8 protein-coding genes, 1 tRNA gene, 3 rRNA genes and 2 pseudogenes are annotated in these 15,808 nt (G+C 47.0%); 7 read left to right on the forward strand and 7 right to left on the reverse strand.

What is annotated here, in order from left to right; genetic code table 11:
- Nucleotides 1–28: 28 nt before the first annotated feature.
- Nucleotides 29–262, reverse strand: a complete 234-nt coding sequence (locus PluTT01m_RS28130; RefSeq protein ID WP_049789713.1) for an FCD domain-containing protein — start codon at nt 260–262, stop codon at nt 29–31.
- On the reverse strand, nt 255–476 hold the full coding sequence (locus tag PluTT01m_RS00315) for a hypothetical protein (protein WP_049789714.1): 222 nt from the start codon (nt 474–476) through the stop codon (nt 255–257). The genes PluTT01m_RS28130 and PluTT01m_RS00315 overlap by 8 nt, the downstream gene beginning before the upstream one ends.
- Nucleotides 477–931: 455 nt before the next feature.
- Here PluTT01m_RS00315 and PluTT01m_RS00325 point away from each other — a divergent pair.
- The 7 genes and pseudogenes from PluTT01m_RS00325 (at nt 932) to PluTT01m_RS00355 (ending at nt 8,359) form a co-directional block, all read left to right on the forward strand.
- Nucleotides 932–2,476 (forward strand): 16S ribosomal RNA (locus PluTT01m_RS00325).
- A gap of 82 nt (nt 2,477–2,558) precedes the next feature.
- Nucleotides 2,559–2,634 (forward strand) — tRNA-Glu (locus tag PluTT01m_RS00330).
- Nucleotides 2,635–2,821: 187 nt separating this feature from the next.
- Nucleotides 2,822–5,730, forward strand: a 23S ribosomal RNA gene (locus PluTT01m_RS00335).
- A gap of 143 nt (nt 5,731–5,873) precedes the next feature.
- A 5S ribosomal RNA gene (rrf, locus tag PluTT01m_RS00340) occupies nt 5,874–5,989 on the forward strand.
- Together the 16S, 23S and 5S rRNA genes with 1 tRNA gene alongside form the textbook arrangement of a ribosomal RNA operon.
- Nucleotides 5,990–6,159: 170 nt before the next feature.
- Complete coding sequence (gene tnpA, locus PluTT01m_RS00345; RefSeq protein ID WP_011144474.1) at nt 6,160–6,462, forward strand: IS66 family insertion sequence element accessory protein TnpA; 303 nt, start codon at nt 6,160–6,162, stop codon at nt 6,460–6,462.
- The gene (gene tnpB / locus PluTT01m_RS00350) at nt 6,456–6,791 is read left to right on the forward strand and encodes an IS66 family insertion sequence element accessory protein TnpB (RefSeq protein WP_011144475.1); all 336 of its coding nucleotides are present in this window, start codon (nt 6,456–6,458) and stop codon (nt 6,789–6,791) included. Before tnpA ends, tnpB begins: the two co-directional genes overlap by 7 nt.
- 63 nt (nt 6,792–6,854) lie before the next feature.
- Nucleotides 6,855–8,359: pseudogene (locus PluTT01m_RS00355) on the forward strand (IS66-like element ISPlu20 family transposase).
- Nucleotides 8,360–8,638: 279 nt separating this feature from the next.
- Here PluTT01m_RS00355 and PluTT01m_RS00360 read toward each other — a convergent pair.
- The 5 genes and pseudogenes from PluTT01m_RS00360 to acs form a co-directional block, all read right to left on the reverse strand.
- Nucleotides 8,639–9,588: pseudogene (locus PluTT01m_RS00360) on the reverse strand (IS1595 family transposase).
- A gap of 324 nt (nt 9,589–9,912) precedes the next feature.
- A complete protein-coding gene (locus PluTT01m_RS00365) occupies nt 9,913–10,986 on the reverse strand; it encodes a phosphoethanolamine transferase (protein ID WP_011144476.1) in 1,074 nt (357 codons plus the stop codon).
- Between the two features lie 787 nt (nt 10,987–11,773).
- On the reverse strand, nt 11,774–13,423 hold the full coding sequence (actP, locus tag PluTT01m_RS00370) for a cation/acetate symporter ActP (RefSeq protein ID WP_011144478.1): 1,650 nt from the start codon (nt 13,421–13,423) through the stop codon (nt 11,774–11,776).
- The gene (locus tag PluTT01m_RS00375) at nt 13,420–13,731 is read right to left on the reverse strand and encodes a DUF485 domain-containing protein (RefSeq protein ID WP_011144479.1); all 312 of its coding nucleotides are present in this window, start codon (nt 13,729–13,731) and stop codon (nt 13,420–13,422) included. The genes actP and PluTT01m_RS00375 overlap by 4 nt, the downstream gene beginning before the upstream one ends.
- Nucleotides 13,732–13,795: 64 nt before the next feature.
- On the reverse strand, nt 13,796–15,751 hold the full coding sequence (acs, locus tag PluTT01m_RS00380; RefSeq protein WP_011144480.1) for an acetate--CoA ligase: 1,956 nt from the start codon (nt 15,749–15,751) through the stop codon (nt 13,796–13,798).
- Nucleotides 15,752–15,808 lie beyond the last annotated feature (57 nt).

The following is a 15,808-nucleotide window of genomic DNA, read 5'->3' on the forward strand; positions in this document are numbered from 1 at the left end:
TATTAATCTAATGCACTACTATATAAGATCATTCGCGTTCTGTTAATAACTTTCGGCAAGCGAGAAGTGCACTGTAACTGTCACCTTGGGTAATAGAATTAACAATTGTTTTATGAGCTTTCAGTGGTACAACTTTATCGAAAATAATAGCTTCAAAGCAGTTCTGGTAAACTAGGTTAAACAGGTTGGCAAAAGAGCATAAGAATGGATTTCCACAAGATTTATAAATGGTGTAGTGAAACTGGTAATCGATCCTATCCATTTTTCCCGGTTTTTAGTAGATACATTTCATCTATTATCTGTAAGAGCTGCTTCTTTTGCTTTTGTGTGGCATTTTGTGCAGCAAGAAAGCAAACTTGTGGTTCTATTACTAATCTTACTATATGGAAATGTTCGACCACTTGACTAAGATTGTCACGATTCATCCACCACTTTAATAAATCCTGATCAAGGAAATTCCAATGAATCGTTGGCATGATTCGAGTACCAATACGTGGAATAGTACTTTAGTTTGGGAATAATTATTGTCGATGCCATCAATTTTGTATGAAAAAAACACGAAATCGCGGATTTTGTTGAAAAAAACTGCGAACGGCAGTTTTTTTTTAATAAATGCTTGCCAGCGTCAAAGAACGCCCTATAATGCGCCACCACTGACCGACACAACGCTGATAAACATTGTGAGGTCGGGCAGAGAAAGCGATAATCAGTGCTTGACTCTGCGGGTGAACAGCGTAGTATACGCAGCCCGGCTGAACGAGAATGTTATTTTTTATGTCAGCCTGCTCTTTAACAATTAATCAGACAATCTGTGTGGGCACTCACAAGACCGTATCACAAAAAAATACGTTTTAAAGTCTTGAAGAGTGAACAACAGTTAATTCATTACGAAATAATTAGTCAGAATTCTTTGAGCATCAAACTTTGATTTAAATTGAAGAGTTTGATCATGGCTCAGATTGAACGCTGGCGGCAGGCCTAACACATGCAAGTCGGGCGGTAACAGGAAAGCGCTTGCGCTTTTGCTGACGAGCGGCGGACGGGTGAGTAATGTCTGGGGATCTGCCCGAGGGCGGGGGATAACCACTGGAAACGGTGGCTAATACCGCATAATGTCGCGAGACCAAAGTGGGGGACCTGAAAGGGCCTCACGCCGTCGGATGAACCCAGATGGGATTAGCTGGTAGGTAGGGTAATGGCCTACCTAGGCGACGATCTCTAGCTGGTCTGAGAGGATGACCAGCCACACTGGGACTGAGACACGGCCCAGACTCCTACGGGAGGCAGCAGTGGGGAATATTGCACAATGGGCGCAAGCCTGATGCAGCCATGCCGCGTGTATGAAGAAGGCCTTCGGGTTGTAAAGTACTTTCAGCGGGGAGGAAGGGTTTAGCCTGAAGAGGGTTAGATTTTGACGTTACCCGCAGAAGAAGCACCGGCTAACTCCGTGCCAGCAGCCGCGGTAATACGGAGGGTGCAAGCGTTAATCGGAATGACTGGGCGTAAAGCGCACGCAGGCGGTCAATTAAGTTAGATGTGAAATCCCCGGGCTCAACCTGGGAATGGCATCTAAGACTGGTTGACTGGAGTCTCGTAGAGGGGGGTAGAATTCCATGTGTAGCGGTGAAATGCGTAGAGATGTGGAGGAATACCGGTGGCGAAGGCGGCCCCCTGGACGAAGACTGACGCTCAGGTGCGAAAGCGTGGGGAGCAAACAGGATTAGATACCCTGGTAGTCCACGCTGTAAACGATGTCGATTTGGAGGTTGCGGTCTTGAACGGTGGCTTCCGAAGCTAACGCGTTAAATCGACCGCCTGGGGAGTACGGCCGCAAGGTTAAAACTCAAATGAATTGACGGGGGCCCGCACAAGCGGTGGAGCATGTGGTTTAATTCGATGCAACGCGAAGAACCTTACCTACTCTTGACATCCTCAGAATTTGCTGGAGACAGCGAAGTGCCTTAGGGAACTGAGAGACAGGTGCTGCATGGCTGTCGTCAGCTCGTGTTGTGAAATGTTGGGTTAAGTCCCGCAACGAGCGCAACCCTTATCCTTTGTTGCCAGCACGTGAAGGTGGGAACTCAAAGGAGACTGCCGGTGATAAACCGGAGGAAGGTGGGGATGACGTCAAGTCATCATGGCCCTTACGAGTAGGGCTACACACGTGCTACAATGGCGGATACAAAGTGAAGCGACCTCGCGAGAGCAAGCGGAACACACAAAGTCTGTCGTAGTCCGGATTGGAGTCTGCAACTCGACTCCATGAAGTCGGAATCGCTAGTAATCGTAGATCAGCATGCTACGGTGAATACGTTCCCGGGCCTTGTACACACCGCCCGTCACACCATGGGAGTGGGTTGCAAAAGAAGTCGGTAGCTTAACCGAAAGGGGGGCGCTGACCACTTTGTGGCTCATGACTGGGGTGAAGTCGTAACAAGGTAACCGTAGGGGAACCTGCGGTTGGATCACCTCCTTACCTGAGAGAGGTTGAGTGCAGTGCTCACACAGATTGTCTGATGAAAATAGAGTGCAAATGAGTCTGCGAAGCTGACCTGCGGGTCCCCTTCGTCTAGAGGCCTAGGACACCGCCCTTTCACGGCGGTAACAGGGGTTCGAATCCCCTAGGGGACGCCATATTGCGGGATGACGGGTGAAAGGCGTTGTCAGGTTATCTTTAAGCGGATTTAGGTGAATCTGTTTAGCGATAGATGCTCTTTAACAATCTGGAACAAGCTGAAAAATTGAAATACTCAATAATATCGCCGAGGTATTGTTGAGGTGTCTCTCAAGCTGAACAGTCCGAGACAGTTTCGGGTTGTGAGGTTAAGCGACTAAGCGTACACGGTGGATGCCTAGGCAGTCAGAGGCGATGAAGGACGTGCTAATCTGCGAAAAGCGTCGGTGAGCTGATATGAAGCGACAGAGCCGGCGATGTCCGAATGGGGAAACCCAGTGCAATGCGTTGCACTATCATTAACTGAATTCATAGGTTAATGAGGCGAACCGGGGGAACTGAAACATCTCAGTACCCCGAGGAAAAGAAATCAACCGAGATTCCCCCAGTAGCGGCGAGCGAACGGGGAGGAGCCCAGAACCTGCATCAGCGATAGCATCAGAGGAACGGTCTGGAAAGGCCGGCGAGAGAGGGTGACAGCCCCGTACTCGAAGATGGTATGGCTGTGAGTTCGATGAGTAAGGCGGGACACGAGAAATCCTGTCTGAAGGTGGGGGGACCATCCTCCAAGGCTAAATACTCCTGACTGACCGATAGTGAACCAGTACCGTGAGGGAAAGGCGAAAAGAACCCCGGCGAGGGGAGTGAAAGAGAACCTGAAACCGTGTACGTACAAGCAGTGGGAGCCGTGATTAATCAGGGTGACTGCGTACCTTTTGTATAATGGGTCAGCGACTTATATTCTGTAGCAAGGTTAACCGGATAGGGGAGCCGCAGGGAAACCGAGTCTTAACTGGGCGAAAGAGTTGCAGGGTATAGACCCGAAACCCGGTGAGCTAGCCATGGGCAGGTTGAAGGTTGGGTAACACTAACTGGAGGACCGAACCGACTAATGTTGAAAAATTAGCGGATGACCTGTGGCTGGGGGTGAAAGGCCAATCAAACCGGGAGATAGCTGGTTCTCCCCGAAAGCTATTTAGGTAGCGCCTCGTGAATTCATCTTCGGGGGTAGAGCACTGTTTCGGCTAGGGGGCCATCCCGGCTTACCAACCCGATGCAAACTGCGAATACCGAAGAATGGTATCACGGGAGACACACGGCGGGTGCTAACGTCCGTCGTGAAGAGGGAAACAACCCAGACCGCCAGCTAAGGTCCCGAAGTCATGGTTAAGTGGGAAACGATGTGGGAAGGCCCAGACAGCCAGGATGTTGGCTTAGAAGCAGCCATCATTGAAAGAAAGCGTAATAGCTCACTGGTCGAGTCGGCCTGCGCGGAAGATGTAACGGGGCTAAACCATGCACCGAAGCTGCGGCAGTGACACGCAAGTGTTATTGGGTAGGGGAGCGTTCTGTAAGCCGGAGAAGGTGGCGCTGTGAGGCCTGCTGGAGGTATCAGAAGTGCGAATGCTGACATAAGTAACGATAAAGCGGGTGAAAAACCCGCTCGCCGGAAGACCAAGGGTTCCTGTCCAACGTTAATCGGGGCAGGGTGAGTCGACCCCTAAGGTGAGGCCGAGAGGCGTAGCTGATGGGAAACAGGTTAATATTCCTGTACTGAATGTGACTGCGAAGGGGGGACGGAGAAGGCTAGGCCATCCGGGCGACGGTTGTCCCGGTTTAAGCGTGTAGGTGGGAGGAGCAGGTAAATCCGCTCTTCTGTGAACACTGAGGCGTGATGACGAGCCGTTACGGCGGTGAAGTGGTTGATGCCCGGCTTCCAGGAAAAGCCTCTAAGCCTCAGGTCATATTGAATCGTACCCCAAACCGACACAGGTGGTCAGGTAGAGAATACTCAGGCGCTTGAGAGAACTCGGGTGAAGGAACTAGGCAAAATGGTGCCGTAACTTCGGGAGAAGGCACGCTGGCGGTAGGTGAAGGGGTTTGCCTCCGGAGCTGAAGCCAGTCGCAGAGACCAGCTGGCTGCAACTGTTTATTAAAAACACAGCACTGTGCAAACACGTAAGTGGACGTATACGGTGTGACGCCTGCCCGGTGCTGGAAGGTTAATTGATGGGGTTAGCCGCAAGGCGAGGCTCTTGACAGAAGCCCCAGTAAACGGCGGCCGTAACTATAACGGTCCTAAGGTAGCGAAATTCCTTGTCGGGTAAGTTCCGACCTGCACGAATGGCGTAATGATGGCCAGGCTGTCTCCACCCGAGACTCAGTGAAATTGAACTCGCTGTGAAGATGCAGTGTCCCCGCGGCAAGACGGAAAGACCCCGTGAACCTTTACTATAGCTTGACACTGAACATGGAGCCTTGATGTGTAGGATAGGTGGGAGGCTGAGAAGTGCGGACGCCAGTCTGCGTGGAGCCATCCTTGAAATACCACCCTTGAATGTTCGATGTTCTCACCTGGGCCCGTAAACCGGGCCGGGGACAGTGTCTGGCGGGTAGTTTGACTGGGGCGGTCTCCTCCCAAAGGGTAACGGAGGAGTACGAAGGTTGGCTAATCACGGTCGGACATCGTGAGGTTAGTGCAAAGGCATAAGCCAGCTTAACTGCGAGAGTGACGGTTCGAGCAGGTACGAAAGTAGGTCTTAGTGATCCGGTGGTTCTGAATGGAAGGGCCATCGCTCAACGGATAAAAGGTACTCCGGGGATAACAGGCTGATACCGCCCAAGAGTTCATATCGACGGCGGTGTTTGGCACCTCGATGTCGGCTCATCACATCCTGGGGCTGAAGTAGGTCCCAAGGGTATGGCTGTTCGCCATTTAAAGTGGTACGCGAGCTGGGTTTAGAACGTCGTGAGACAGTTCGGTCCCTATCTGCCGTGGGCGCAGGAAGATTGAAAGGGGCTGCTCCTAGTACGAGAGGACCGGAGTGGACGCACCGCTGGTGTACGGGTTGTCATGCCAATGGCATAGCCCGGTAGCTAAGTGCGGGAGAGATAACCGCTGAAAGCATCTAAGCGGGAAACTTGCCTTGAGATGAGTCTTCCCCTGACTGAGGTCACGGAAGGAACGTTTAAGACGAAGACGTGGATAGGCTGGGTGTGTAAGTGCAGCGATGCATTGAGCTGACCAGTACTAATGAACCGAGAGGCTTAACCTTACAACACCGAAGGTGTTTTGGTGTTCAGAGGGCAGCCGGCAGAAGCCGGTTGACAGCAGAGAGATGACTTTTCAGCTTGTTCAGAGATTGATTCGGGTGGTTGTGGCAGAAGAGCGACAACGGCCGGAAGAAAACCGAATATGCCTGGCGGCGATAGCGCGGTGGTCCCACCTGACCCCATGCCGAACTCAGCAGTGAAACGCCGTAGCGCCGATGGTAGTGTGGGGTCTCCCCATGTGAGAGTAGGACACTGCTAGGCTTCAAATACCGTAGAAACCCTCAGCGAAAGCTGGGGGTTTTTGCATTTATGAGCCAGATACAGATATAGCGTGCATAGTTCATCTGTAAACGTCCGGTCATCTCACCTTGTTCTTCCTCTCCGGCCCATGCACGCTACCGCTTCCTTATCTTCACCTGGAGACTGACACCATGAGCCGTAGCCGATATACCCCGGAACAAAAACAACACCATGTGACCCAATGGCGCCACAGTGACCTGACCCGAAAACAGTATTGCGAACAGCATCAGCTGAGTTTTTCCGCTTTCCGCGACTGGATTGCCGACAGTAACAACATCCCCCAACCTCTCAGCCAGACACTGCCCGCCCTCTTACCGGTTTCACTCCAGCCTGACGACGCGCGCACCGTCACCCTGCATACCCCAGACGGCTATGCCATCGCCTGTCCATTGACGCTGTTGCCTGACGTGATGCGGGTACTGACCCGATGCTGAAACCGCAACAGCTCTTTCTGGTGCGAGAGCCCGTCGACATGCGCCGGGGCATTGATGCCCTGACCCAGCACCTGGAGGGGCTGAATTTGCGCTGGCAGGACGAAGCCGCTTTTATTTTCTGCAACAAGGCCCGCTCCCGTCTCAAGGTGTTGCGCTGGGACCGACACGGCGTCTGGCTGTGTACCCGCCGTCTGCACCGGGCCCATTTTGTCTGGCCGAAGCAGGGCGAGCGCAGCTGGGTGATGACGCCCGCCCAGTTTGACTGGCTCATCCGCGGCATTCACTGGCAACAGGTCGAGGGAGATGACCTGTCCGGCTGGCGAAACTAATTCCGCTACCCCGGTCACACTTTTACCGGATAACGACGGGGAATTATCCGGTACACTGTCGGCATGACGCTCAATGACTTAATCGCGCTGGATGACCCCGGCCAGTTCCGCCTGCGGGCACTGGCGCTGCTTCAGCAACAAGGTGATTATATTCGCCAGCTGGAAGAGGCCCTGAAACAGGCGCAACGCTGGCGTTTTGGCGCGCACAGCGAAACCCTGCCTGCCGGTCCCAAACGCAGTCAGTTTGAGGAAGATGCCGATACCGATATCGCGGTGCTGGAAACCCGGCTGTCACGCCTGCATATCAAGGAAAACGCGACCCCGGCCCAGCCTAAACGTCAGCCTTTGCCGGCGACTTTACCCCGTGAAGATATCCGGCTGGCGCCGGAGACGGAGAGCTGCCCGGATTGCGGTCATGCCCTGCGCTTTTTGCGTGATGAAATCAGTGAGCGACTGGAATACCGTCCGGCCACGTTTATCGTCCGGCGCTATATCAGCCCGCAGTACAGCTGCGCGCGCTGTCAGTGTGTGCATGCTAAAGCCCAGCCCGCCCATCTTATTGAAAAGGGCCTTCCAGAGCCGGGGTTGCTGGCTCAGGTGGTGGTCGCTAAATATCGTGACCACCTGCCGCTCTACCGTCAGCAGCAAATCTATGCCCGCAGCGGTGTCACCCTGGCCCGCAGCACCCTGTCGGACTGGGTGGGGCAGGTGGCGGTGGCGTTGCAACCGTTAGCCGATGCCCTGAAGCAGACGCTGCTGACGTCCCCGGTGCTGCATGCCGATGAGACCCCGTTGCCGATACTGGCCCCGGGAAAAGGCCAGACCCAGCGAGCTTACCTGTGGACGTCTGTCACCGGCCCCGATACCTCGCCGGCAGTGGTATACTATGAGCTGCATCCCGGCCGCAGCGGCCGTTATGCCCAGAGCCTGCTGAAAGACTGGTCGGGCGGCACGTTGGTGACGGATGACTATGCCGGTTACAACGCACTGCATGCCCGGGCGGATATCACCGAAGCGGGTTGCTGGGCTCACGCCCGCCGCAAATTCTTTGACCAATACAAAGCGAGCCAAAGTCCGGTGGCGAAACAGGCGCTGGATGGCATTCGTGACCTGTACAAGCTGGAGCGAAAAATCAAACACCAGCCGCCGGATAAACGGCGTCAGTGGCGGCAGCGTTATGCCCGGCCGTGGCTGAATGAGTTCCGGTCCTGGTTGCAAACGATGCAGACCCAAACGGCCCCCAACTCGGGGTTACGCAAAGCGATAGATTACACGCTGAAGCGCTGGTCGGCGCTGGTGTGTTATCTGGATGACGGGGGGTGCCGATAGACAACAACCGGGCGGAGAATGCGGTCCGGGGTGTGGCGCTCGGCCGAAAGAACTGGCTTTTTGCGGGTTCACTGGCCGCGGGGCAACGGGCGGCCATGATAATGAGCCTGCTGGAAACGGCCAAAGCCAACGGACATGAGCCCTGGGTCTGGTTACGTGATGTCCTCAGCCGGCTGCCTGTCTGGCCGAACAATCGGTTGAATGAGCTGTTGCCCTGGCCTGAGAATCCCTTCCGTTAACATCCCATTTTGTGGTTATCTGACCACGCAAGGTGAGTTCACCGGAACATTACGTTCATCTAGGCATGTTTTCTGGTCAGGGGTCTGATACTGCCAAATCATTTAGGCACACTTCATGTGTAATCGCTTCTGTTACGGCTACGGCTCATTGAGAGGTAGAGTTTGAAGGCGGTTGCATACAAGGGGTAGGAAGGTGAGAACCATTTTTAGAGCCCATATGGATGCAGAAGGCTGTTTAGTTATTTTGGATTTCCATCTGGTGAGCATTCTTTTACCTGATTACCATCGAATCTCAGCTAGCTTGAGTAAATACTCAGGTATAGGTGCTGCCCGGATACATGAATAAATAAGCTGTTCGAATGTTTTTTTAAGGTTAAAGCGCCAATTGAACTTGAAACAGAATTCGGCAAGATAACGAGGTAAATACTTTTTGCTAATCGAATGATATGTTCCGCGTATCGAATTTTTTACATTACTTATCATTGTGTTAACCCACTGAAAATAAGGAAGCTTAACACTCTGCGCTCCACCGCCGGTGACGCGGGGCAAATGGAAAGTCCCGGCTTGCTTAATCCCCCGAAAGCAAGCTAATCCATTTGAAATAACAAGGGATTTTGGTTTAAGATACACTTTAGCCCAACGGGTAAGTTCCTCGGTCTTAAACCCTTTCACAACGCTGAAACGCATGAACATAGGGTGGCCCTTTTCATTCATTGAAACCTCCGCAACGAAAGGGCATTTCCCTTTTGCCCCTCGCCCTCGGGGCCATGCTGAGCCCCTCCCCAGTATGCGTCGTCAAGCTGAATAAACCCGCCGAGAGGCTTTTCGTCATCCCGTTCTTTCATTGCTTTCATTAGCTTGTGTTTCATACGCCATGCCGCGTTGTAGGAAATGCCCAGTTGACGTGACAATTCAAGTGCAGAAATCCCATTTTTCTCCTGAGTCATGAGATAAATCGCCAAAAACCACACAGTTAAAGGTAATTTTGACGCAGAAAACAATGTGCCGGCCGTCAAAGATGTCTGATGATGGCATTGATTGCACTGATAAAGGAGACGAGATTTTAACTGGCAATACTTATCATGCCCACAATGAGGGCAGTGATACCCCGTAGGCCAGCGCATATCGAACACCTGTTTCTGGCATTGTTCTTCATGACCATATAATGAAATAACCTCATGAATAGAAATGCCTTTTTGGAATTGAATCTGATTTTTAGCCATTTTCATTTACCTCCACACAGACTTATTTTAAGTATACGCCTATGGGAGCTGAATTTAAGTGATAATCAGGTTCTTTTAAGAAAATTAGCCAGCTCTTATCTATCCGTTAATAATTAAAACCCGCTATAAGTAGCTGATACGAAAAATAACTCAAACCTATTTTTTAAGCTTATATAAAGTCAGTAGTGAAATTCCAAATTTAATTCATCATTATGGCTTATTATTGTATTAAAAATTTGAGAAATTACAGATTGTGGTTATCCTTCTTTCATGTATATGAATCATTTATTTGAGTTGATGCCAAGGATAATAGACTTAAACATCTGGGAATCACTTGTTTGAATTTTTGATATATTTTTCACCAAGAAGATCATTATATTTTATTAAGTTTTTATTACCATCGATCACCATTAGATCTTTCTCTGATTTGAAACAATTGCTTAATGGTGAACGGCAGTATTCTGGAGATTTATGATAAATACCTAGCCAATCACTGATAAGGTAATAATTATCTGAAGTTGAGAAAGGGGTATTTATTACACCAGTATGATGATATCTTGGATTAACATTATCGTTATACCAGATAAATAAGGGGACATTATAAGCCTCTTTTCGAGGATGACTAACTCCGTGGTGATAACGGATGTCACCATTTTTATCTAAACGTTGTAATCCATGATCTGAAAAATAGAGAATAGATGCTTTATAATCTTTGATTTTATTAATAACTTTCTCTATTAGCTGATCTGTATAAACTATTGAGCTGTCATAGCAATTATCATCTTCGTTCGATGAAAAAGATATTAGTTTATTTTCGGGAAATCGGTTACAGGATGGCTCATGACTGCCATAGATATGCATAATAATAAATTTCTTACCTTTCTGTTTTAATGAATCATCTAAATAGGTTAGTAACTCTTCATCATATCCAATATATTCATTCCATTTTTGGCTTTCAGCCATATTAGCAATAATTGTGATCAGACTATTGTTTTTACCTGATCTTCCTTGGTTACTTATCCAAGTTGTCTTAAACCCTGCATCTTTAGCTAAAGATATAACATTGTCAGCATAATGAGCCTTATTTCTGAGCTGGTATAAAGTAATATTAGAAAGTGAAATAGGTACGGATAATATAGTAACTGGAGCTGGAGAAATAGCTTGATTGAATATCAGCATATTTTTCTGCATCGTGTCTAATGTTGGTGTTGTGGTTTTCTCATAACCGTACAGAGACATATGATCTCTTCTTGCTGATTCTCCTATCAGTAATATGTAGATATCAATATCTTTATCTTCTTTTATATAATTAAAATTCACTTTAACAGAAGAAATATTTTTAATTTGTTGATTATCATATATTGCTTTTACCATTGCTGATGAGTTATAGAATGGTGTTCCCATTAAAAAGTGTTCTGATAAAATAATATCATCTGAATATTTTTTTCTGAGATATAGTAGTCAATAGGCCCTAATAGGCAGAAAAAAATAAAAACCCATAAACTGAATTTTAGTAATCTTTTGTCTATATTATTTGAGAGCCATCTAATAGACAAAAAATATATTAACAGCATGAAAATAAAGAAAAATACATAGTATTTATTGTAGGACAACATACCTACAGCTTCATTGCTATTTGTATTGATAAAAGTGTTGGCAATAGTTGAAGAAAAATTTATCTGATGTTCATTAAAGAAAAAAAATGATGTGGATATATTAAGCGACCACAATATAGAAATAAGTAAAACCAATGGCTTAAGATATTTATAACAATAAAAAAATGCGTTAACATTTGCTAGTAAGAAACTCAGTAATATTATTTTTAACTTATACTCACCTTTTAAATCACTAATGAAGATTATCGGTAGTAAAGAGAGAGTCAAAAAAATAATAATCGGCCATTTATTTCGCATACAGATTAATAACTTAATTAATATACCCAATGGATTTCAAGATGGATCGCGACGGCAAGGGAGCGAATCCCCAAGAGCATAGATAACTATGTGACCGGGGTGAGTGAGCGCAGCCAACAAAGAGGCAACTTGAAGGATAACGGGTATAAATTGAAATAAAAGAGTTAATCATTAACCTGGGATTAAAACAAGAGGTTAATTTGTGAAATAGCTCTGAATTCAGATGGCTTTTAATGAAAATACCTCTCCCGAAGGAGAGGTTGGCCATACAAACGTAATTAATGTGTTTTTCCTTGTGCGATACCAAGTCCTGTTTGTGATCGAATAAATTGGATTCTAAATTGTTCTCTTTCCTGCATACCTTGTTGTGAATTATCGGTGATAGAAAATAGCCATGAACCAATAAAAGCGATAATCATTGAGAATAATGCTGGATATTCATAAGGATAGATTGGTTTCTCGTGACCGAGAATGCTGACCCAAATTGTTGGACCGAGAATCATTAAAACGACAGCTGTAATTAATCCTAGCCAACCTCCGACTAACGCACCACGGGTAGTGAGTTTATGCCAGTACATAGACAAAAGAATGATTGGGAAGTTACAGCTTGCAGCAATAGAAAATGCTAATCCAACCATGAAAGCTATATTCTGGTTCTCAAATAGAATACCTAATCCGATTGCGATAAACCCAAGTATCACAACTGTTATTTTTGAAACTCTCAGTTCATCTCGTTCATTGGCTTTACCGCTTTTAATGGCGTTTGCATATAGGTCATGTGATACTGCTGATGCGCCAGCCAGCGTTAGCCCCGCAACAACGGCTAGAATTGTGGCAAAGGCGACAGCAGAGATAAAACCCAGAAACAGGTTGCCTCCAACTGCGCTAGCGAGGTGAACGGCTGCCATGTTAGTACCACCAATGAGTGCGCCGGTAGTATCTTTAAAGGAAGGGTTTGGACTAACCAGTAAAATAGCACCGAAGCCGATGATAAAAGTCAGAATGTAAAAATAACCAATAAAGCCAGTAGCGTAGAAAACGCTCTTTCGGGCTTCTTTCGCATCACTTACAGTAAAGAAACGCATGATAATATGAGGTAAACCAGCAGTACCAAACATCAATGCCAGACCAAGAGAAAGTGCGGATATTGGGTCAGATACCAACCCTCCTGGACTCATGATGGCTTCACCTCTTGAGTGGACTGCAATGGCTTCTTTGAACAACGTATTGAAATTGAAGTTTACTATTTTCATGACCATAAGGGCCATAAAGGTGGCACCAGCTAGTAATAGGATAGCTTTGATAATTTGTACCCAAGTCGTTGCTAGCATACCGCCAAACAGAACATAAAGTACCATTAGGATACCAACCAATACGACCGCTACATGGTAATTAAGCCCAAAAAGCAATTCGATAAGTTTACCTGCACCAACCATCTGAGCAATAAGATAAAGGGCGACAACAAACAGCGAGCCAATTGCAGATAATATACGGATTGGGCGTTGCTGTAACCGATAAGACGCGACATCGGCAAAAGTATAGCGCCCAAGGTTTCTTAATCTTTCAGCAATCAGAAATAGGATAATAGGCCAGCCAATCAAGAAGCCGATAGAATAAATTAGTCCATCATAACCAGACGTATAGACTAAAGCGGAAATGCCGAGGAATGATGCTGCGGACATAAAATCTCCCGCAATTGCCATTCCATTTTGGAAACCCGTAATACGTCCCCCCGCCGTGTAGTAATCAGTCCGGGAGCGTGTTTTTTTTGAGGCCCAGTAAGTGATATAGAGTGTGAAACCAACAAACAGGACAAACATGATAATAGCCTGAATGTTGACAGGTTGCCTTTCTCCAGTTTCAGAGATTACGTTAGCCCAAGTAAGATGAGGAAATAACATTATTGCTAATAACAGGAAATTTTTCATTTCGTTACCTCACTGAGAATTTGTGAGGTAAGGTGATCAAACTCGCTATTGGCTCTGATGACATATAGGCCGGTTAAGATGAATGAAATAACAATTAAACCAATACCAACCGGTATTCCGCGGGTAATATTGGAACCATTATAAAGGGGAGTGCCTAGCCATTCAGGTGCAAATGCAATGAGAAAAATAAAACTGACATACAGAATTAATGTGATTATTGATAGCAACCATGCAAAACGTCCTCGCTTTTCAACCAATTCTTTGAAACGCGGGTTATTCTCGATCCCTTGGTAAATGTCATCATTCATCGGAGTATATCCTCATTATATTTATTATATTTTGATTACAGCCGCCTTACGGCGGCATGATTTGTCACGAAATACTCATTGTTTGTTTTTCTTCTAACAATTTTTCTACTACTCCTGGATCTGCTAGTGTTGAAATGTCCCCTAGATTGTTGGTATCGCCGGAGGCTATTTTGCGCAGGATACGACGCATAATTTTTCCTGAACGGGTTTTTGGTAAGGAGTCTGTCCAGTGTAGGATATCTGGTGTAGCAATCGGGCCGATTTCTTTACGTACCCAATTACGGACTTCTGTATAGAGTTCTGGAGAGGGTTCTTCACCGTGATTTAAGGTGACATAGGCATAAATTGCCTGCCCTTTAATATTATGTGGGGTACCTACGACAGCAGCTTCTGCAATTTTAGGATGGGAGACCAAAGCTGATTCAATTTCAGCAGTACCTAGACGGTGGCCGGAAATATTCAGCACATCATCAACACGACCAGTTATCCAATAGTAGCCATCTTCATCACGGCGTGCGCCATCACCACTAAAATACATTCCCTTAAAGGTAGAGAAATAGGTTTGTTCGAAACGGTCATGATCGCCAAATAGTGAGCGTGCTTGTCCTGGCCAGGAATCGGTAATAACTAGGTTTCCTTCACAAACACCTTCTAGTTGTTCACCAAGATTATCAACCAATGCGGGCTGAACACCGAAGAAAGGTAGCGTTGCGGAACCTGCTTTTAGTTCGGTTGCGCCTGGTAGTGGTGTGATCATGAAGCCACCAGTTTCTGTTTGCCACCAGGTATCGACAATCGGGCATTTGCTGTTACCAATTTTCTGGTAATACCATTCCCAAGCTTCCGGATTAATCGGTTCGCCAACTGATCCCATAATACGCAGGGAAGTACGTTTTGTTCCTTCAATAGCTTTATCACCTTCCGCCATTAGGGCACGAATCGCTGTGGGTGCTGTATATAGGATATTTACCTGATGTTTATCAATAATCTGACTTAGGCGGTTAACCGCAGGATAGTTTGGTACGCCTTCAAACATTAGGGTAATAGCACCACAGGAAAGGGGGCCGTAGAGCAGGTAGCTATGTCCGGTAACCCATCCCACATCGGCTGTGCACCAATAGACTTCCCCCGGCTGATAATCGAATACGTATTTAAATGTTAGAGATGCATATACAAGGTAACCTCCAGTGGTGTGCAGTACCCCTTTGGGTTTACCGGTAGAGCCTGAGGTATAGAGAATAAACAGCGGGTCTTCTGCATTTATCTCTTCAACTGGACAGTCAGCACTCGCGTCTGCGACCAATTCATGCCACCAAAGGTCACGGCCAGATTGCCAGTGACCAATATTTCCAGTACGTTTAAAAACGATTACATTGGATACATTGACAACGGCTGCATTATTTAATGCGTCATCAACATTCTTTTTCAGGGGGATTGTACGTCCGGCTCTTAATCCTTCATCGGCGGTAATGACCAATTTGGTGTTTGAATCGATGATACGCCCGGATACAGCATCAGGAGAAAAACCTGCGAAAATAACAGAGTGAATAGCACCAATGCGGGCACATGCTAACATGGCAACCGCTGCTTCTGGCACCATCGGCATGTAAATAGCAACAACATCGCCTTTTTTAATACCCATATTTTTCAATACATTGGCAAACTGACATACATCATGGTGTAGTTCACGATAGGTTATTGCTTTGGATTCTGTTGGATCATCACCTTCCCAGATAATAGCGGTTTGCTCACCACGTTCTTTTAGATGACGATCGAGACAATTTGCGCTTAAGTTTAGTGTTCCATCTTCAAACCAGCGGATATTGATATGTCCAGGATCAAAAGAGGTATTCTTTACCTTGGTGTAAGGCTTAATCCAGTCAACAATTTTTCCTTTTTCACCCCAGAACCTGTCGGGATCTTGCAACGATAATTGGTAGTCTTGCTGATATTGTTGCTCATTCATCAGGGCATGTTCTGCAATGGCGATAGGAATAGGGTGCTTCATTATTTTGGTCATGTAATATTCTCCTTACGAATGTTAATATTATGTCAAATCAAAGTTAACTAAAGTGTA

It is taken from the genome of Photorhabdus laumondii subsp. laumondii (genome assembly GCF_003343245.1).
Lineage (GTDB): Bacteria > Pseudomonadota > Gammaproteobacteria > Enterobacterales > Enterobacteriaceae > Photorhabdus > Photorhabdus laumondii.

Coding starts and splice junctions, on each gene's coding strand:
- tnpA (WP_011144474.1), top strand. CDS start 6,160: ATGAGCCGTAGCCGATATACCCCGGAACAAAAACAACACCATGTGACC.
- PluTT01m_RS00375 (WP_011144479.1), bottom strand. CDS start 13,731: ATGAATGATGACATTTACCAAGGGATCGAGAATAACCCGCGTTTCAAA.
- PluTT01m_RS00315 (WP_049789714.1), bottom strand. CDS start 476: ATGCCAACGATTCATTGGAATTTCCTTGATCAGGATTTATTAAAGTGG.
- PluTT01m_RS28130 (WP_049789713.1), bottom strand. CDS start 262: ATGGATAGGATCGATTACCAGTTTCACTACACCATTTATAAATCTTGT.
- actP (WP_011144478.1), bottom strand. CDS start 13,423: ATGAAAAATTTCCTGTTATTAGCAATAATGTTATTTCCTCATCTTACT.
- acs (WP_011144480.1), bottom strand. CDS start 15,751: ATGACCAAAATAATGAAGCACCCTATTCCTATCGCCATTGCAGAACAT.
- PluTT01m_RS00365 (WP_011144476.1), bottom strand. CDS start 10,986: ATGGGAACACCATTCTATAACTCATCAGCAATGGTAAAAGCAATATAT.
- tnpB (WP_011144475.1), top strand. CDS start 6,456: ATGCTGAAACCGCAACAGCTCTTTCTGGTGCGAGAGCCCGTCGACATG.